Origin of the sequence: Amycolatopsis rubida, assembly GCF_900115345.1 — a bacterium.
GTDB classification, from domain to species: domain Bacteria; phylum Actinomycetota; class Actinomycetes; order Mycobacteriales; family Pseudonocardiaceae; genus Amycolatopsis; species Amycolatopsis rubida.
The window spans coordinates 1,429,811-1,448,390 of record NZ_FOWC01000001.1 but is presented as its reverse complement, the minus strand read 5'-3'; the positions used below and the strand labels follow the sequence as shown (position 1 = coordinate 1,448,390).

The following is an 18,580-nucleotide window of genomic DNA, read 5'->3' as shown; positions in this document are numbered from 1 at the left end:
CCAGCGAAAACACCACAACCGCGCCCAGGGTTTTGTCCCCCGGTGCCACGGGAACGCGGCCAGCAAAAGGAGAATCGTGCTTGCCATAGCCAGGCTCCGCATCTCTGTCGGACTGGTCCGATCCAATTCGAGCCAACGACGCGCCGGCTGTCGAGAGAACACCGCTGAGACCTTCGCTCTACGCCATCCGGCACCGGCCACAGCGGACGACCCGATCGAACACGTATCCTCGACCTTGTGAGCACGCTCGGTAATGCCAGTCCGCCCGGAGGCCCCGCGAAGCGGTTGGCCGTGGGGACCATCGCCCTTGGGGCCGCCACCCTCGGTTACGCCGTCGGCATCGAACGCCGCCGCTGGACCTTGCGGACCGCCGAGTTGCCCGTACTCGCGCCCGGTACGCCGCCGTTCACCATCCTGCACGTCTCTGACCTGCACATGCTCCCCGGTCACCAAGCCAAGCAACGCTGGGTCGCCGCGCTCGACGAGCTCGAACCCGACCTCGTCGTCAACACCGGCGACAACCTCTCCCACCGCACCGCGGTCCCCTCCGTGCTCCGCGCGCTCGGCCCGCTGCTGGACCGGCCGGGGCTGTTCGTCTTCGGCAGCAACGACTACTACGCGCCCAAACCCAAAAACCCCGCGCGCTACCTGATGCCGCGCGGCAAAAAGAAGCGCATTCACGGCACCCAGCTGCCCTGGCGCGACCTTCGCGCCGCCTTCGTCGAGCACGGCTGGGTCGACCTGACCCACGTCCGCCGCACGGTCGACGTCGGCGGCCGTGCCGTCTTCGCCGCCGGCGTCGACGACCCGCACCTCCACCGCGACCGGTACTCCGACATCGCCGGACCCGCCGACACCACCGCGGCCGTCCGCCTCGGTGTCACGCACTCCCCGGAACCACGCGTCCTCGACACCTTCGCCACCGACGGCTACGACCTCGTCCTCGCCGGCCACACCCACGGCGGGCAACTCCGCATCCCCGGCTACGGCGCCATCATCACCAACTGCGAACTCGACCGCAGCCGTGCCCGCGGCGCCTCCCGCTGGGGAGCCCGCATGTGGCTCCACGTCTCCGCCGGACTCGGCACCTCCCCCTACGCCCCCGCTCGCTTCGCCTGCCCGCCGGAAGCCAGCCTGTTGACGCTGGTCCCGCGCGGATCCGACGCCCCCGACCCCCGCAAACCAGCCCCGCGCAAAGCCGCGAAACCCGTCCGCTAGACTTACTCCCGACCCGCTAAGCAGTACCTCGGGGTGTGGCGCAGCTTGGTAGCGTGCCTCGTTCGGGTCGAGGAGGTCGTGGGTTCAAATCCCGCCACCCCGACTGGTAAGTGAGGGCTCCCTGTCTGCACAAAGCGCAGACGGGGAGCCCTTACTTCGTTGTATCTCCTGGGGGTCGGACCCCCAGACCCCCGCCAGGGGGCTCGCCCCCTGGACCCCCGAAGGTGCGGCGGCGGCGGAGGGTGGGGTGGGGTCGTGAGTGTTTGTACCGGTTGCCGCTCACGAGGGGGATTAGCGGGTGGCGGTTAGTTCTTGCCAGCATTGGTGGAAGTCGCCGATTGCGGTGGTGCGGGTCCAGGACCAGGCGGAGCGGGCGGCTGAGGTTAGTTGGTCGTGGTCTTTCGTGGGGGGCTTGGAGAGGGCTTCCGCCAGGCGGGCTTCTACATAGGTCGCCAGGGCGCGGTAGGAGAGGTCTTCCCGGTAGCGCGAGCGTTCGGTGATGTTCGTGAAGCCAGCGGTGGCGAGTTTTGTGGCTATGGTGCGGCCGGAAAAGGGGTCGCCGCCGGAGCTGCGGCGAAGCAGGTAGTGGCCGCGCAGGGCGGCGTCCACGTTTGCGGTTCTAGGGCGGATTTTTGCTCGGCTCCAGTCTGAGGTGGAGATTGCCAGGTGGCCGCCTGGGCGGAGTACTCGGCGGATTTCCGCCAGTACGGCGGCGGGGTCTGCCAGGTGCTCAAAGAGCGCGTGTGAAAAAACAACGTCGAATGACGCCGTCGCGAAAGGGAGGGCGTATGCGGTCGCGTTGATGTAGTCCACTGTGGACGCAGCGGGGAGCAGGGGGTGGTGGATGTCAAGGCCGATCACGTGGCAGTTCGGGGCCAGAGTGGCGGTGATGGAGCCTTGGCCGCAGCCCAGGTCCAGCACGCGCGAGCCCGGGATGAAAAGTTGTTGGGCGAACGCGGCGCGGTCACTCGCTGTGCGCGTGTTCATCATTGACAGCGCGTCTTGGGCATAGCCCGGCGCGTAACCCTCCAGCACCCCGCACAGAGTACGGGTGAGAGGTGGCAGGATCGAGGGGTGAGCACGCAGTCAGGCAACCAAAATCCGCCCGCAGTGGTCCCGGACCGCCTGTTCGACGACCCCGAAGCCGAAAAACGCTGGCTGGCGCGATTCCACGCGCCGCGCATCTCGGTGCCCGAATGGGCCCGCGACGCACCCGAGGCCAACGTGTACGTCTCCAACGCCAGTGGCGTATGGGAGGTCTACGCGTGGGACCGGGCCACCGACAGTCACCGGCGGGTCACCGACCGGCCCAACGGCACCTTGCACGCGACGCCCTCGCCCGACGGAACAGCCATCTGGTGGTTCGACGACACCGACGGCGACGAGTTCGGGTCCTGGCGCAGCCAGCCGTTCGACGGCGACAGCTCCGCGGCCAGCAAAGCACTGCCCGATATTCACGACGGATACCCGGCCGGTCTGGAAATCGGCCAGCGAGTAATCGCGGCAGGCGTTTCGACCGACGACGGCAGCGAACTGTTCGCGAAAATCGACGGCGTAACCGAGCGGTTTTACCAGCACGCGGACGACGCCGGGATCGCGTCGATGTCGCGGGACGAAAGCCTGCTCGCCATTTCCCATTCCGAGCACGGCGATTCCCGGCACCCGGCGTTGCGAGTGCTGTCCACCGACGGGTTCACCACCGTCGCGGAGAAGTGGGACGGCGAAGGCAAAGGCCTGCAAGCGCTGGAGTTCTCGCCGCTTCCGGGCGACCAGCGCGTGCTGGTCCTGCACGAACGCCGCGGCCGCGAAGAACTGCTGGTGTGGGACGTGCAGGCGGACACCGAAACCGAACTGCTGATTGATTTGCCCGGCGAGGTCGTCGCGGACTGGTATCCGGACGCGCGCGCGTTGCTCGTCGTGCACTTCCACGAGGCGCGCAGTTCGTTGTACCGATACGACCTTGACACCGGCGAGCTGTCCGCTGTGGACACTCCCGCCGGACGGATCGGCGGCGCGGGCGTGCGGCCGGACGGAACCATCGAGTACTCGTGGTCCAGCGCTGCCGAGCCCGCTGCGGTCCGTGCCCGCGCGGCCGACGGCACCGACTCGGTTCTGCTGACACCGCCAGGCGAGCGCGCGCCGGGTTCGTCGCCGGTCACCGACGCGTTCGTCGAGGGCGTCGGCGGCCGGATCCACGCACTGGTCTCCCGTCCCGCGGATGCTCCAGAAGGCCCGCTGCCGACGGTGTTTTCGCTGCACGGCGGCCCGCACGCGGCCGACGAGGACCGGTTCTCCGCCTACCGCGCGACCTGGCTGGACGCCGGATTCGCCGTGGTCGAGGTGAACTACCGCGGCTCCACCGGCTACGGCTCGGCGTGGCGGGACGCCATCGAGGGACGTCCGGGCCTGACCGAGCTGGAAGACGTCGCGGCGGTCCACGACTGGGCAGTCGAAAGCGGACTGTCCGATAAGGACAAGTGCGTGGTGAACGGCGCTTCGTGGGGCGGGTACCTGACCCTGCTGGCGCTGGGCACCCAGCCGACCCGGTGGGCCGCTGGCGTCGCGGGTGTGCCGGTGGCCGACTACGTGGCCGCTTACGAGGACGAGATGGAGCAGCTGCGCTCGTTCGACCGCGCCCTGTTCGGCGGTTCCCCGGAGGACGTGCCCGCGGTATACCGCGAGTGCTCGCCGCTGACGTACGTGGACGCGGTCGCCGCCCCCGTCCTGATCCTGGCCGGCGACAACGACCCGCGGTGCCCGATCCGGCAGATCGAGAACTACCTGGGCCGCCTCGCCAAGCGCGACGCACCCCACGAGTTCTACCGCTACGACGCGGGCCACGGCTCGCTGGTGATCGCCGAGACGATCAAGCAGACGTCCATCGAGGTGTACTTCGCCTTGCGGGCGCTGGGAATGCGCTGAGGGTTCGGGCCGCCCGGGGGGTCTCCTGGGCGGCCCGGATCACAGCCCGCGCTTAGCGCCCGTCAACTGCGCCACCGCGGCATCGTCACCCTCATAAGTCACCTGCACCGCGTCTCGCCCGAAGACGAACAGCAGCAGTTCCACCGGCTCGCCCACCACCGTGACCACCGGAGCACCCGGCTTCACCGAAGCCGACTGGCCGTCCGGGGTCCGCAGTACCACTCCGACCGGGGACTTGCGCAGGTTCAGCTTCGCCGTCCGCGTAGCCAACCGCCACGCCGCACCGTCTCGCGAAGGATCAGCCTCGCGTGGGGTCCAATCGGGTTGTGCCCGCCGGACATCCTCGTGGTGTACCAGGAACTCGGCACCGTTCGTCGCCTCGTCCACCGGGCCGATGGACGTCGGCCAGAACCGGGACGGGCCGCGGCGGACCTGGGCGACCAGGTCGTCCCACGGGCGCGCGGCGACGCCGTCCTGCACTTTCCGGGTGTGACCGGCCAGTGCGGGCACCACGATTCCGGGCATTGCGTCCGGCCGGTGCTCCCGGACGACCAGGTGCGCGGCCAGATCCCGCGTCTGCCAGCCCTCGCACAGGGTCGGGGCGTCCGGGCCGAGCTGCTCGAAGAGGTCGCTCAGCGCTTGGCGTTCATCCTTGGCAAGGCCCATACCGGCCAGGTTACTCGTTAGTAGCGGGCTAGTGGTGGAAACCGGTCGACGTGGCTGGGTCGTGCTGCGGGGACGGCTGGCGGTCCAGTTCCGGAAGTATCCGCTTCAGGTCGCCGAGCAGCAGGTCAGCGAGGTCGTGCGTGAAGCCGTTGCGGATGACGACGCGCAGTACCGCCAGGTCGGTGCGGTTGTCCGGGAACGTGTACGCGGGCACGAGCCAGCCGCGTTCACGGAGACGGCGGGAAACGTCGAAGACGTCGAACGCGGTGACGTCCGAGCGGGTGGTGAAGGCGAATACCGGCAGCTGGTCGCCGCGGGTGAGCAGTTCGAATGGCTCCAGCTTGGAGATCTCGCCGGCCAGATACGTCGCCACGTCACGGGAAGCCTGTTGTACCGCGCGGAAACCTTCGCGGCCCAGCCGGACGAACGTGTAGTACTGCGCGGCGACTTCCGAGCCGGGGCGGGAGAAGTTGAGCGCGAAGGTCGGCATGTCGCCGCCCAGGTAATTGACGTTGAACACCAGTTCCTCGGGCAGCGCCGCCTTGTCGCGCCACACCACCCAGCCGACACCGGGGTACACGAGGCCGTACTTGTGCCCGGAGGTGTTGATCGACGCGACGCGCGGCAGCCGGAAGTCCCACTCCAGGTCCTCGTCGAGGAACGGGGCGATCATCGCGCCGGACGCGCCGTCGACGTGCACCGGAATGTCCCAGCCGGTTCGCTCATGCAGGGCGTCGAGGGCGGCCGCGACCTCGGCGACCGGCTCGTAGCTGCCGTCGAAGGTCGAGCCGAGGATCGCGACGACGCCGATGGTGTTCTCGTCGCAGAGCTTCACCGCTTCTTCGGCGGACAGGTGGTACCGGTCGCCCTCCATCGGCACCAGCCGCGGCTCGACTTCCCAGTACTCGCAGAACTTTTCCCAGCACACCTGGACATTGATGCCCATCACCAGGTTCGGCTTCCCGGTGCGGCCCAGCTTCGACCAGCGCCGCTTCAACGCCATCCCGGCGAGCATGCAGGCCTCGGACGATCCGGTGGTCGAGCAGCCCATGATGTCGGTGGGGTCGGGCGCGTGCCACAGATCGGCGAGGATGTTGACGCAGCGCCGCTCAAGTTCCGCGGTCTGCGGGTACTCGTCCTTGTCGATCATGTTCTTGTCGACGCATTCGGCCATCAGCTCGCGCGCCTGCGGCTCCATCCACGTCGTGACGAACGTGGCGAGGTTGAGCCGCGCGTTGCCGTCGAGCATCAGCTCGTCGCGCACCAGCTGCAGCGCCGTGTCCGGCGGCAGCGAATCGTCCCGCAGCCGGTCGCGCGGCATCGTGAAGTCCGCGGCGAGTGCCGGATTGCTTCCGGCGTACAACGGATTCGTGCCGGTCTTCCGGTCTGCCCGATCTTGTTTCCCCTGATGAAGCACCATGTCAGCGAACCTACTGCCGGGTGCCCGCGACGACCACCGGATACGGAAAAGCCGTCCGCGACAAGGGCGGACGGCTTTTCCTCAGGCGACGCGGGTCAGGCCTGCTGCGCCTGCCACATCCAGTGCGCCTCTTCCAGCGCGCGGGTGATCTCGATGAGCAGATCCTGCGTCACGAGGTCGCTCTTGTCGGTCTCGTCGATGCGCTTGCGGAGCCGTTCGATCAGCGCCGCGAGAGTGTCGACGATCGCGGCGACGGTCGATTCGACGGACTGCCAGTTGTCCGGGTACTCCGGTACGCCGGAGGTCGCCACGACGGTCTTCGCCTTGCCGTTGGGCGAAACCCCGATCGCGGCGGCGCGCTCGGCCACCTCGTCGACGTACTGCCGCGCGGTCGACACCAGCTCGTCGAGCTGCAGGTGCGCGCTGCGGAAGTTCTGGCCCACCACGTTCCAGTGCGCCTGCTTCGCGATCAGCGAGAGGTCGACCAGGTCGGCAAGCGTCGCCTGCAGCGCGTTGCCGGTGATCTCCTTGTCGGAGTCGGAAAGCGGGCTCTTGATGGGGGAAGTGGTCATCTCGGGTGTCCCTCCTCGCTCTTGGTCAGACAGTGGTGGTCAGCTCCACCTCGATGTTGCCGCGGGTCGCGTTGGAGTACGGGCAGACCTGGTGCGCCTGCTCGACCAGCTGGTCGGCGTCGGCCTTCGCCAAACCGGGCAGCGACACGTCGAGCCGCACGCCGAGCTGGAACCCGACGTCCTTCTTGAACACGCTGACCGAACCGGTCACCGTCGCGGCGGGCAGCGGGACCTTCGCCTGCCGGGCCACGGCTTGCAACGCGCTCAGGAAACACGCGGAGTACCCCGCGGCGAACAGCTGCTCCGGGTTGGTTTTGTCGCCGCCGGGACCGCCCATCTCCTTGGGGATCGCCAGCGACTCGTCCAGCACGCCGTCCGAGGACGTCACGTCGCCGTTGCGGCCTTCTCCTCGCGCGGTCGCGACGGCGGTGTAGATCGGCTCGGCCATGCGTGTTACCTCCTCATCGGGGACGCCTCCGGAGGCAGCGTCTCTGATGAGTTCAACGCCCCGCATCCGCGGAACCGTGCCCCGGCATGGCAGTCATCACCCCGGGAATAACCGGGATTCGAGGAGGCGAAACCTCAGTGAGCGCGAAGCAACGCGTGCTCCGCGACCTGCTCTCCGATCAGCCGCAACGTGCGGACGCTCTTCTCGTCGGACGCGCCGCCGCCCTCGTCGAATTTCGTCTCGGCGGAGTTGATCGAACCACCCAACGGAGTGGACCAGCCGCGCAGAGCGTGCGTGATCGTGCGGAGTTGTTCGAGCGTGGTGACCGCGGCCTGCCAGCCGTATGCGACGGCGGCGAGGCCCACCGCGCGGCCGTCGAGGTAGGGGCGGGTGTCTTCGCGAAGGTCTTCGATGTAGTCCAGGGCGTTCTTGACCAGCCCGGACAGCCCGCCGTGGTAACCGGGCGAGACGACGATGAGCCCGTCGGCCCGGCGCACGCCCTCGATGAGCTTCCGCGCGCGTTCGTCCCGCTCCGGAATCGCGGTGTCGTAGAACGGCAGGACCAGCTCGGGGCCCGGGATCAGCTCGGTCACGACGCCGCGTTCCCCGGCGGCGGCGAGCGCGATGCGCAACGCGCGCTCGGATTGCGAGCTCTCTCGCAGCGAGCCGCCTATGCCCAGCACCTTGACCGTTTTCGCGGAAGTCACCGGTCGAGGCTAACCCCTCCACTTAACTGGAGGACCAGACTTTGGGACGGAGGCCTGGGTCACACACCGACTGGACCAACGTACCTACTGGCAAGTAACCTCGGCTCATCCGGCGTTCGAGGAGGAACGATGGCCATTCCGCTGCAGATCCGCGCCCAGGCTGCCGCCGCGCAGTTGGTGTTCTGGCTGCCCCGGCCGGTGCGCAGGCTGATTGCCGGGAAGCCGCTGCGGCTGGACGGCCAGGAACTCGCCCTCGACGCCCAGCTGCTGCTTCGGCTGCAGAAGCTCTCCGGCGCGGCGCTGGTCAACGGGTCGGTCGAACAGTCCCGCGTCCTGCTGGAGGCGGGTCAGCACCTGGTGAACGGCAAGCGGATCGAGCCCGTCACGACCCGCGACGTCGCCGTCCCCTCCGGTGAGGCGTCCCTCGACGCCACCCTGTACACCCCGGCGGGCCTGCCGGAACCGTCTCCGCTGCTGGTGTTCTTCCACGGCGGCGGATGGGTCATCGGCAGCCGGGCCACGCACGACAACGCCGCGCGCTACCTCGCGAAGCACGCCGGGGTCCGGGTGCTGTCGGTGGAGTACCGGCTCGCGCCGGAAAGCCCGTTCCCCGGACCGGTGGACGACGCGCTGGCCGCGTTCGACTACGCGCACGCCAAAGCGGCCGACCTCGGCGCGGACCCGGACCGGATCGCAGTGGGCGGCGACAGCGCGGGCGGCAACCTGTCCGCCGTCGTCGCACTGGAGGCGACGCGGCGCGGAGGCCCAGCACCCGCGTTCCAGCTGTTGATCTACCCGGCGGTCGACTTCACCACGCGACGCCGGTCTCGCGAACTGTTCGGCGAAGACCTCTTCCTCACCGACGAGGCGATGGTGTGGTTTGAGGGGCATTACGCGCCTGAGGGCGTCGACAAGGCCGACCCGCGGATGTCGCCACTGCTCGCGTCTGACCACAGTGGACTCCCACCTGCCTACATCGTCACTGCGGGCTTCGACCCGCTGCGCGACGAAGGCGAGGCGTACGCGGAAAAACTGCGGGCGGCGGGCGTTTCGGTGGCGGTCAGCAGGCAGGCCGACCTGATCCACGGCTTCCTCAACTTCGCCGGGGTCGGGACGCGGTTCCGCGAGGCGATCGCGGAAATGGCCGGTGCGCTGCGAGTGGGGCTCGCCAACCGCTCGTGAGTGGCGTTGCCGGTGAGAACCGGCATGCGCACTCACGAGTCCGGACATGGAACGGAGCCTGGCGCGGCGAACCGCACCAGGCTCCGGGCCTTTCCCCTCCCGCTCAGGCCGTTCAGGTCGCGGGCACTGGCACCGGGGCGGGCACCGGCGGGGCCGGCAGCGGCGGCGTCGGCACCGGAAGCGGCGGCACCGGCACTCCGCCGAGCAGACCGGCCAGCAGGCTGGTGACCGCGGCGAGCAGGCCCTTGACCAGGTCGCTCACCGCCTTCAGCGGTCCGGGCAGGTCCGGCAGCGGCGGGATCGGCAGCGGCGGGATCTGCCGCGGCGTCGCGGCCGGGTCGGCCAGCAGCCGGTTGGACTCGTCCGCGCGGACCTTCGCCGCCGACGAGAGCTGCTGGGTTTCGGATTGGACCTGGTAGCGCTTGCCCGCCGCGAGGTCGGCGAGCACCGGGCTGAGCCGGGTGAGATCCGCCCTCGTCTTGGCGACGTCGCCCGCGTACGCCACCTTGGTCAGATCGTCCCGCATCTGCAGTACCTGCGCGGCGACGGCTTGGGTAGCCGAGGACCCCTTGCCGCCCGCCGGGCTCGCGGAGGCCATCCCCGAGGTGCCGACGGCCAGCAAACTGCCCGCGGCGACCACAGCGATGATCCGCCCGATCTTGCCTTTCATTCTTTACCTCCCTGGCCTCTGGGACCTGCCGGGTAAATCGATACCCGCCGTGTCGGCCCAACACCAGCCGATCACCGGATAGGGAGTTTTTCTAACCCTTACGTGCCGAATCCAAGAATCGGGAACCGGCCCGCAATTGATTAACGTGGGCGGCTTGCGCGTCCCCCGACGATCACGGGCCGCGGACCTGAATCTGACTCATAGTAGCCGGATTGCCCGAACGGCGGCAGCACTCACTCACACAGGCGTAGTTCGTGATCGATTACCTTCATCACCCTGTCGGGAGGCGTGATCTCGCTCGTCCGACCGTGGGGGTCCCCCACGCACGCACCGCCGCCCGCATTCGGGTCCACCTCCCCCTTTTCCCGGGGAATCTCCGCCGCTTCGACCGGAAAACTCCACGGTCGGCGCGGAAATATGAAAAACCGTTCACGAATGGGCGGCGAGAATGCTTTTCGCGTTGCCGACGAAGTTATCACCCAGGTCGCGCTCGCATTTTCCGGGTCCGCCGAACGCCTGCGCGACACCCGGACGGGTGCCGGGTCACCGCTCAGCGAGTGTGACGAAAAGAAGTTGCACGCTCGTACCAGCTTTTGCTCTCATGGGGTACGTGCCCTTTCAGCCGTATCGTCGCGTCCTGAGCGTCCCCGGGGTCCGCCCGTCGATGGCGCTGATGTTCTTCGCACGCGTGCCCATGACGATGACCGGCGTGACGCTGACGCTGTACGTCGTCAGCGGGCTCGGCCGCGGCTACGGCGCGGCCGGCATCGTCGGCGCGGCGGTCACGCTGGGCATGGCGCTCGGCGCGCCGATGATCGGGCGCACCATCGACCGGTACGGCCTGCGCCCGGTGGTCGCGGTGTGCGGGTTGTCATCCACCGCGTTCTGGTTCGCGGCCCCGCATCTTTCCTACGGCGCGCTGGTGGTGTGCGCGCTGCCGGCCGGCGTGCTGTCGGTGCCCGCGGGCTCGCTGGCGCGGCAGATCCTGGCCGCGCTGGTGCCCGCCGGGCAGCGGCGCGCGGCGTACTCGCTGGACACGATCCTGGTCGAGGCGTCGTTCATGATCGGCCCGGCGGCCGGGATCGCGGCGATCTCGTCGCTGTCGGCGACGCTGACGCTGAGCGGCATCGGCAGCATCTTCGGCGTCACCGCGCTGCTGATCTTCCTGCTCAACCCGCCGATCCGAAACGAGGACGAACTGGCCCCGGCGGGCACCGCGCGGCCGCCGCTGCGGTCCTGGCTGACCGGACGGCTGCTGGCGACCCTGCTGATCGCCGCCGGAACGCTGTTCTGCCTGGTCGGCACGGAGGTCGCGACGCTGGCCGCGCTGCGCTCGCACGGTGACGTCGGCTGGACCGGCCTGGTCATCGCGGTGATGTGCGCGGCGTCGATGATCGGCGGCATCGTGCACGGCGCGGTCCGGAAGTCGCTGCCGCAGGGGCTGTTGATGCTGCTGCTGGCGCTACTGGTGATCCCGGTCGGGCTGGCGACGCAGCCATGGTGGCTGCTGATGCTTCTGCTGATCCCGACGAACCTGGTCTGCGCCCCGACGCTCGCCGCCACCACGGAGGCGGTCAGCGAACTCGCGCCGCCCGCCGTTCGCGGCGAGGCGATGGGCCTGCAAGACGCGTCGACCCGGCTCGGGCTGGCCGCGGGGAGCCCGGTGGTCGGCTTCGCGATCGACCATTCGAGCCCGGCGTGGGGTTTCGCGGCGGCCGGATTCGGCGGGCTGGCGCTGGCGGCGCTGGGGCTGGTGTGGTCGCTGCGCCGCAGCTCGGTGCGGGCCCCTTCGCTGGCGGCGGCTGTCCGGGCTCGCCGCTGAGCTGATGCCACGACTGGACACGGCTCGATCCCGTGGGAGTACGTGAGGGGAACCCTGACGGCATCTGATTCCCGCAGGGTTCCCCTCACGTGCCTCTGCGGGAGCCGGGCGAAGATCAGGTGCAGGCTTTGCGCAGGCCGTCGAGCTTTTCCAGGTTCCGTTTGGTCCACCGGGCGATCACCCCGGCGTCCTCAAGGTGTTCCTTCTGCACCTGGAGGTACGAGTCGGCCATGCCGAGCAGGGCGTTCTTGACGTCCTCCTCCTTGACATCGGCCGCCAGCTCGCGCAGCCGCCGTTCCTTGTCCTGCGCGCGGGCCTTGAGCTTTTCGCCGTCCACCAACGGGTTCAGGTCGGCCAAGCCCAGCGCTTCGGTGCACGTGGAGACCTTGTCCACCGCTGAATTCGTCTGGTTGACCGCCGAATCGACCTGGTCGCATCCGGCCAGCAACGTTCCGGCCGCCACCAAGGCGACAGCCACCCCCCAGCTCCTCATCGCTTCAGGGTAGCGGGTTCCGCGGGCGAACCAGCGCGATTCGCCCGCGGGAACCCCTCACCCCTTCACGCACACGACCTGCTTGAGGTGAGCGACCACCTCGACCAGGTCGGTCTGCGCCTTGAGCACCGTCTCGATGTCCTTGTACGCGGCCGGGATCTCGTCGACGACCCCGGTGTCCTTCCGGCATTCCACGCCCGCGGTCTGCGCGGCGAGGTCGGCGGCGGTGAAGGTCTTGCGGGCCTTCGTCCGCGACATCCGCCGTCCGGCGCCGTGGGACGCGGATTCGAACGACGCGGTGTTGCCGAGTCCGCGCACGATGTAGGAGCCGGTTCCCATGCTGCCGGGGATGATCCCGAGATCTCCGGAGCCGGCCCGGATCGCGCCCTTGCGGGTGACGAGCAGGTCGAGGCCGTCGTAGGTTTCCTCGGCGACATAGTTGTGGTGACACGATATCGCGTCGTCGAACGTCGTTCCCGGGATTACCTCGGCGACCGCGAGTTTCACCAGCGCGACCATTGTCGCCCGGTTCCGCGCCGCGTAGTCCTGTGCCCAGAACAGGTCACGCCGGTACGCCTGCATTTCCGGCGTGTCCGCGACGAACACCGACAGATCAGGATCCGGCAGGTCCCGGTTGTGCGGCAGCTTCCGCGCGATCGCCATATGCCGTTCGGCGAGTTCCTTGCCGATGTTGCGGGAACCCGAATGCAGCATCAGCCACACGCGGCCCTCGCCGGCTCCGCCCTGTTCGAGGCAGACCTCGATGAAGTGGTTGCCGCCGCCGAGACTGCCGATCTGCAGATGCGCCCGCTTGCGCAGGTCCTGGACGCCTTCGTGCAGGTCGCCGAACGACTTCCAGAACGTGTCCCAGCCGCCGACGCCGTGCACCTTCGCGGTGTTGACCGGCGTCTGGTGCAGGCCGAACCCGACCGGCACCGCCGATTCGATCCGCTTGCGCAGCTTGCCGAGGTCGTCGGGCAGGTCGCTCGCGGTGAGCGAGGTCCGCACCGCGCTCATCCCGCAGCCGATGTCGACGCCGACCGCGGCCGGGGAGACCGCGTCGCGCATCGCGATGACGCTGCCGACCGTGGCGCCCTTGCCGTAGTGGACGTCCGGCATCACCGCGACGCCGTGCACCCAAGGCAGGTTGGCGACGTTGCGCAGCTGCCGCATCGCCTGGTCTTCGACCGACGCGGGATCTGCCCACATCCGGATCGGAACCCGCGCGCCGTCCACTGCCGTGTACATGACTTTCCTTTCCCAGAAAGAAGTTTGCCCGCTCAGCATCCGGCACGCCGTCGCTCGCGACAACAGGTTTTCCGGATATCGGGCATCGGTGAAACGAAATCGGCGCTTCGGTCGATACCGGGCTCGAACGACCGGTTCGCCCAGGGTGCCGGTCTTGGGGAGGATTCCGTTTTTCCGTGAGGTACTCGTTGCGAGAGACGCTCACGGTCTTGTTGCTGGCCGGTTTTCCGGTGCTGCTGCTCGCCGTCGCCTGCGCGCTGAGCTGGTTTAAGGTCGCCGCGTTCCACGGTCATCCGTTCACCTCGGCGCAGCACGCGACGACGACATCGGCGGCGTGCTCGGCACGCCCGGGGAGCAGCCCGAACTGTGGGCGGCCGTCCGCGAACTCGCCCAGGAAGCCGGCACCTGGCCGCCGGCCGAGATTTACCTGGTTCCGCAGGTCAGCTTTTCGCCGGAATGCGGCTCGGGCACGAACTCGGCCACTACAGCAATCGCCACCCCGCTCCGCCGGCGCGACCGCGGACGGCAGACGATCGGGCAAGTCGTGAACGGACTCGGCTCGGCTGGGTCCGGTCGGCTGCTGCGCGCTGCGCGAGGTCGAAGTCCTCGACACGGCCTGGTGGGTCTTCCTGAACGACTATGCGAGAGTCGCGTGGTCCTCCGGTTATCTGCCGGACCGGATGGCCGAGGGCTACCAGCTGCTGCTCGCCGACGAGCAGTGTGGAGGAAATGACTTCCCTGCGGGAGAATCCGCCGTCGCGGCCTGCCTCGAAGTACGACAGCCACCCGCCCATCTCCGATCGGATCGCGCTGCTGGAAGCCGCAACGGACCGGAGCTGCTCGACGCGGTACTGGCGACCGGCTTCACGGAGGGAGCGTCCTCGAAGAAGCTCGGCTGGGCCAGCCTGGTCGACATTGGGGTGCGCGAGTCGAATCAGGCCGAGGCACTGCGGATTCTCCGCAGCCGCCGCCTCGACGACCTGCTGAACCTGCTCGATGCCGGTCGGCTTGAGGACATCACCGATCCCACCGCTCCACCGGAGGCCCGGGCGCAAGTCCACAGTCGACTGTCCATTGTGCTGCATGCGCAAATCGCCAAAGCCGGTGCGGCGCATTGAGAACTGTCCTGGTCCGGACCAGCGAAGCCGGTGCTGGCCGAACCGTATGCCACCGAACTGGATCCCGCGATCGACTCGCGAGAGGCAGACCTTTGCTGGGACTGATCAACCTCTACACCGTTCCGCGATACCGCCGGATGATGAAGGGGATCGCGAAAGACGCCAAGAAGCGCGGCTTGAGCACGTCCGACTACCTGCGCACGCTCGGCAGCAGCGACCTGGCCCGCCGATGGACGTCGAACGGTTCGGCCTGCCTCCGGATGCCAGGCTCACCGAAAAACCGCTGCTGCCGAAGCCGGTCCGGGACGCCAAAATCGCGCACGCCGCCGGCGACTGGCAGCCGACCTGCTAGCCGGGATCGGGCAGGACTGGGACCGGCGCAGTTCGGTCGTGAGTCTCCTCGGCGAGGTCGCGGCCGACGACGACACGGCGCTGAAGTCCTGGCGCGCGGCCCGTCCCGGCGACGCGCTCACGAACGCGGCGTGGCAGATCCGCAGCGCACGGCAGGCGAAGTACGTCACCGCGGAGCAATTCTCGGGATTCCAGAGCGTGCTCGACGAGGCCGACGAAGCGAGCCAGACCGCCGCTGAACTCGCTCCCGACGACCCGACGCCGTGCATGATCGCGATGGGCAGGCAATACGGGGCACGCCGAGTTTCGCGCGGCGTGGAACGGTGTGCTGGCGCGCGACCCGTTGCGCCTCCACGCGCATGCGCGCGCCTTGCAGTACTGGTGCGACAAGTGGTTCGGCACCCACGATCTGATGTGGACATTCGCCGAGGAGGGCGCGGCGAAGCATCCGAAACTGGCGTGGCTGCCGCTTGCCGCGGCGTTCGAAGCGTCTTTCGCCGGAGCCAAGGACGCGTGGCGGCTGCTGCCGTGGCTCGACGGCGAGGGCCGGGACGCACCGGACACGCTGAACAGCCGCGCCTACGCGGCGCTCGTCGAACTCAAGCGCGGTCCCGAGACGGTGGAGCAATTCCGCCACCTCGGCCGGAGCGCGTCCGGACCGGTGTGGTCCTACAGCGAGCCACGAGTTCCGGACCTGCCGGAACCGGGCCTGCCGGCTCGCGAAGCAGCCGGGACCGGTCCCGGACGGCCAGTGGTCTCCTGGCCCGGTTCCCGAGTCTGAGGTGGTGTCCGAGGTGTTCCCGTCCAGCCCTTACCAGCCAATGCCCGCGTCCGGCGCGAACGCGGAGCAGGAGGTGCGGCGAGCGATCCGGTCGATGCGTTTGGCCATCGGCGGGCAGGCGGTCGTCTACCTGGCGCTCGCCGCGTTCGTCGGATACCTGCTCGGGCTTGGCGGCACCTCGAACGCTGTGGCCTTGCCGGTGACGATCCTGGCGATCAACTCGGCACTGATCATCGCTTTGGTGGTGTGCGCCGTCCTGCTGGGCAGGCGGCAGCGCGCGGTCATGCTCGCACTCGTCTGGCTGGAGTGCGGGTTCGTGGCGATGCTGCTGCTTGGCACGATCCTGACGCTGGCCACGAGTTCCGGATCCTCGGGCGCCCCGGTCGGGCTGATTCTCTGGGGTTTCCTGATGCAGGCTGTGCTGCGTCCGCTGCAGAAGCCGGAGGTCCGGGTCGCGTTCGGACTGAAACCGATCAAGCCGCGGCAGAAGAAGAAGTGAAAGCTGCCCGGCCCCTGAACCAGGGACCGGGCAGTTTCAGCACGGAGATCAGCGGTTCCGCGCTACCAGCTCGGCGATCTGGACGGTGTTCAGCGCCGCCCCCTTGCGGAGGTTGTCGGCGGATACGAACAGCGCCAGGCCGCGCCCGTCCGGGACACCCGGGTCGGTGCGGATACGCCCGACCAGGCTCGGGTCGATCCCCGCGGCCTGCAGCGGCGTCGGCACGTCCGCCAGCTGCACACCCGGCGCGTGCGACAGCAGTTCGGTCGCCCGCTCGACCGACAGCGGCCGTTCGAATTCGACATTGATCGACAACGAGTGCCCGGTGAACACCGGCACCCGCACGCACGTGCCGGACACCAGAAGCTCCGGGACGCCCAGGATCTTCCGGCTTTCGTTGCGCAGCTTCTGTTCCTCGTCCGTCTCGAACGTTCCGTCGTCCACAATGGACCCAGCCATCGGCAGGACGTTGAACGCGATCGGCGCGACGTACTTGGCCGGGGCCGGGAACTCGACCGCCGAACCGTCGTGCGTGAGCGAGGCCGCGCGCGAGGCGACGGCGTTCGCCTGTGCGGCCAGTTCGTCGACGCCGGCCAGACCACTGCCGGACACCGCCTGGTAGGTGCTCGCGATGATCCGCACCAGACCGGCTTCGTCGTGCAGCGGCTTGAGGACCGGCATCGCGGCCATGGTGGTGCAGTTGGGGTTCGCGATGATCCCCTTCCGCACGTCCTTGATCGCCTCCGGGTTGACCTCGCTGACGATCAGTGGCACGTCCGGGTCGCGCCGGAACGCCGACGAGTTGTCGACCACGATCGCGCCCGCCTCGGCGAACCGCGGCGCCTGCTCGCGAGACGTCGCACCGCCCGCGGAGAACAGCGCGATGTCCAACCCGGACAGATCAGCGGTCGCGGTGTCCTCGACGGTGATTTCTTCGTCGCGCCACGGCAAGGTGCGTCCCGCCGAGCGGGCCGAGGCGAAGTACCGGATCTGCTCGACCGGGAAATTCCGCTCGTCGAGCAGCTTGCGCATCACTGCGCCGACCTGGCCGGTAGCCCCGACCACCCCGACGCGAAGACCCGGAGCCATCAGCGACCACTCCCCGCGTAGACAACGGCTTCCTCGTCGCCGCCCAGTTCGAACGCCTCGTGGATCGCGCGCACGGCCTCGTCCAGCTGCGCGTCGCGGATCAGCACCGAAATGCGGATCTCCGAGGTGTTGATGATTTCGATGTTCACGCCCGCGTTGGCCAGCGCCTCGCAGAAGGTCGCGGTGACGCCCGGGTGCGAGCGCATCCCGGCTCCGACGAGCGACACCTTGCCGACGTGGTCGTCGTACAGCACGGACTCGAAGCCGATCTCCGCCTTGATCTTCTCAAGTTCCTTGACCGCCTTCGCCCCGTTGGCCTTCGACAGCGTGAAGGTGATGTCGGTGCGGCCCGAGGACGTGCTGGACACGTTCTGCAGCACCATGTCGATGTCGATCTCGGCGTCGGCGACGACCCGGAAGATCTTGCCCGCGGCGCCGGCGAAGTCCGGTACGCCGGTCACGGTGATCTTCGCTTCCGAGCGGTCGTGTGCCACGCCGGTGATCAGCGCTTGTTCCACGGGGATCTCCTCGATCGATCCGGCCACCGTGGTGCCCGGCTTGTCGCTGTAGGAAGAACGGACTCGGATCGGCACGCCGTAGCGGCGCGCGTACTCGACCGAACGCAGGTGCAGGATCTTCGATCCGCTCGCCGCGAGCTCCAGCATCTCCTCATACGGGATGGTGTCGAGCTTTTTGGCGTCCGGCACGATCCGCGGGTCGGCCGAATACACACCGTCCACATCGGAATAGATCTCGCAGACGTCCGCGTTCAGCGCGGCGGCGAGCGCCACCGCGGTGGTGTCGGAGCCGCCGCGGCCGAGCGTCGTGATGTCCTTGGTGTCCTGTGCCACGCCTTGGAAACCGGCCACCAGCGCGACGTAACCCTGCTCCAGCGCCTCGGTGACGCGGCTTGGAGTGACATCGATGATGCGCGCGTTGCCGTGCACCGAAGTGGTGACCACGCCCGCTTGGGAACCGGTGAACGACCAGGCTTGCGCGCCCTGCGCGGAAATGGCCATCGCGACCAATGAGTTCGAAATGCGCTCACCGGCGGTGAGCAGCATGTCCATTTCCCGCTCCGGCGGCGCCGGATTCACTTGCTGCGCCAGATCGAGCAGCTCGTCAGTGGTGTCGCCCATCGCCGAGCACACGACGACCACGTCGTTGCCCGCCTTCTTGGTCGCGACGATCCGTTCAGCCACGCGCTTGATCCGGTCGGCACTTTCCAGCGACGATCCGCCGTACTTCTGGACCACGAGGGCCACGCCCGAACCTCCTTGACGGGCCGGGGCGTACTCCTTGGAGGGCACCGAGGAGCGCCCACGACCCTTCATTTGGAGAAGAGCCTACCGGCGCGAACGGCGCTCGCCACCC

At 68.5% G+C, this 18,580-nt stretch carries 19 protein-coding genes and 1 tRNA gene; 9 read left to right on the top strand and 11 right to left on the bottom strand.

From position 1 onward, the window contains the following. Positions 1-291: 291 nt before the first annotated feature. Together BM362_RS07140 and BM362_RS07135 are read left to right on the top strand one after the other, a co-directional pair. A complete protein-coding gene (locus BM362_RS07140) occupies positions 292-1,218 on the top strand; it encodes a metallophosphoesterase (protein WP_198545209.1) in 927 nt (308 codons plus the stop codon). Between the two features lie 29 nt (positions 1,219-1,247). Continuing rightward, positions 1,248-1,321, top strand: a tRNA-Pro gene (locus BM362_RS07135). 188 nt (positions 1,322-1,509) lie between these two features. Here the strand turns inward: BM362_RS07135 and BM362_RS07130 are convergent. Next, positions 1,510-2,253: a class I SAM-dependent methyltransferase gene (locus BM362_RS07130; protein WP_093572514.1), complete on the bottom strand. Its 744-nt coding sequence runs from the start codon at positions 2,251-2,253 to the stop codon at positions 1,510-1,512. 39 nt (positions 2,254-2,292) lie between these two features. On the opposite strand from BM362_RS07130, the gene BM362_RS07125 reads away from it, so the two are divergent. Continuing rightward, positions 2,293-4,140 (top strand): S9 family peptidase, encoded by a 1,848-nt coding sequence (locus BM362_RS07125; RefSeq protein WP_093572513.1) that lies wholly within the window; start codon positions 2,293-2,295, stop codon positions 4,138-4,140. 39 nt (positions 4,141-4,179) lie between these two features. On the opposite strand, the gene BM362_RS07120 is transcribed toward BM362_RS07125, so the two are convergent. From BM362_RS07120 to BM362_RS07100, 5 genes are all read right to left on the bottom strand, one after another. Next, positions 4,180-4,806 (bottom strand): TIGR03085 family metal-binding protein, encoded by a 627-nt coding sequence (locus tag BM362_RS07120; RefSeq protein WP_093572512.1) that lies wholly within the window; start codon positions 4,804-4,806, stop codon positions 4,180-4,182. A gap of 28 nt (positions 4,807-4,834) precedes the next feature. After that, positions 4,835-6,226, bottom strand: coding sequence for a glutamate decarboxylase (gad, locus tag BM362_RS07115; RefSeq protein ID WP_067577072.1), 1,392 nt, complete (start codon positions 6,224-6,226; stop codon positions 4,835-4,837). Between the two features lie 95 nt (positions 6,227-6,321). Further along, a complete protein-coding gene (gene dps, locus BM362_RS07110) occupies positions 6,322-6,798 on the bottom strand; it encodes a DNA starvation/stationary phase protection protein Dps (protein ID WP_067577074.1) in 477 nt (158 codons plus the stop codon). A gap of 25 nt (positions 6,799-6,823) precedes the next feature. Further along, positions 6,824-7,246, bottom strand: a complete 423-nt coding sequence (locus BM362_RS07105; protein ID WP_093572511.1) for an organic hydroperoxide resistance protein — start codon at positions 7,244-7,246, stop codon at positions 6,824-6,826. Positions 7,247-7,380: 134 nt separating this feature from the next. Continuing rightward, positions 7,381-7,953, bottom strand: coding sequence for an NADPH-dependent FMN reductase (locus tag BM362_RS07100; RefSeq protein WP_208865110.1), 573 nt, complete (start codon positions 7,951-7,953; stop codon positions 7,381-7,383). A 129-nt stretch (positions 7,954-8,082) separates the two neighbouring features. Here BM362_RS07100 and BM362_RS07095 point away from each other — a divergent pair, with 129 nt between their 5' ends. Next, the gene (locus tag BM362_RS07095; protein ID WP_067577078.1) at positions 8,083-9,135 is read left to right on the top strand and encodes an alpha/beta hydrolase; all 1,053 of its coding nucleotides are present in this window, start codon (positions 8,083-8,085) and stop codon (positions 9,133-9,135) included. Positions 9,136-9,247: 112 nt separating this feature from the next. Here BM362_RS07095 and BM362_RS07090 read toward each other — a convergent pair whose 3' ends face one another. Then, positions 9,248-9,805 (bottom strand): hypothetical protein, encoded by a 558-nt coding sequence (locus BM362_RS07090; protein ID WP_093572510.1) that lies wholly within the window; start codon positions 9,803-9,805, stop codon positions 9,248-9,250. Between the two features lie 673 nt (positions 9,806-10,478). Here BM362_RS07090 and BM362_RS07085 point away from each other — a divergent pair. Continuing rightward, positions 10,479-11,627, top strand: a complete 1,149-nt coding sequence (locus BM362_RS07085) for an MFS transporter (RefSeq protein WP_093572768.1) — start codon at positions 10,479-10,481, stop codon at positions 11,625-11,627. Positions 11,628-11,742: 115 nt separating this feature from the next. Here BM362_RS07085 and BM362_RS07080 read toward each other — a convergent pair whose 3' ends face one another. After that, complete coding sequence (locus BM362_RS07080) at positions 11,743-12,120, bottom strand: hypothetical protein (protein ID WP_093572509.1); 378 nt, start codon at positions 12,118-12,120, stop codon at positions 11,743-11,745. 57 nt (positions 12,121-12,177) lie between these two features. Next, a complete protein-coding gene (locus BM362_RS07075; protein ID WP_093572508.1) occupies positions 12,178-13,368 on the bottom strand; it encodes an RtcB family protein in 1,191 nt (396 codons plus the stop codon). A gap of 680 nt (positions 13,369-14,048) precedes the next feature. Here BM362_RS07075 and BM362_RS07070 point away from each other — a divergent pair. The 4 genes from BM362_RS07070 to BM362_RS07060 all read left to right on the top strand — a co-directional run bounded on the left by BM362_RS07070 (position 14,049) and on the right by BM362_RS07060 (position 16,117). Further along, complete coding sequence (locus BM362_RS07070) at positions 14,049-14,486, top strand: hypothetical protein (protein WP_093572507.1); 438 nt, start codon at positions 14,049-14,051, stop codon at positions 14,484-14,486. Positions 14,487-14,715: 229 nt separating this feature from the next. Next, the gene (locus BM362_RS49875; RefSeq protein ID WP_280142714.1) at positions 14,716-14,838 is read left to right on the top strand and encodes a hypothetical protein; all 123 of its coding nucleotides are present in this window, start codon (positions 14,716-14,718) and stop codon (positions 14,836-14,838) included. Positions 14,839-15,162: 324 nt separating this feature from the next. Continuing rightward, entirely contained in the window at positions 15,163-15,618 is a 456-nt protein-coding gene (locus BM362_RS07065) for a hypothetical protein (RefSeq protein WP_093572506.1), read from the top strand. 4 nt (positions 15,619-15,622) lie between these two features. Further along, the gene (locus BM362_RS07060) at positions 15,623-16,117 is read left to right on the top strand and encodes a hypothetical protein (protein WP_143132390.1); all 495 of its coding nucleotides are present in this window, start codon (positions 15,623-15,625) and stop codon (positions 16,115-16,117) included. Between the two features lie 48 nt (positions 16,118-16,165). Here the strand turns inward: BM362_RS07060 and BM362_RS07055 are convergent, their stop codons facing one another. Both BM362_RS07055 and BM362_RS07050 read right to left on the bottom strand, forming a co-directional pair. Further along, complete coding sequence (locus BM362_RS07055) at positions 16,166-17,206, bottom strand: aspartate-semialdehyde dehydrogenase (RefSeq protein WP_093572504.1); 1,041 nt, start codon at positions 17,204-17,206, stop codon at positions 16,166-16,168. Beyond that, positions 17,206-18,471 (bottom strand): aspartate kinase, encoded by a 1,266-nt coding sequence (locus tag BM362_RS07050; protein ID WP_067577093.1) that lies wholly within the window; start codon positions 18,469-18,471, stop codon positions 17,206-17,208. Before BM362_RS07050 ends, BM362_RS07055 begins: the two co-directional genes overlap by 1 nt. Positions 18,472-18,580 lie beyond the last annotated feature (109 nt).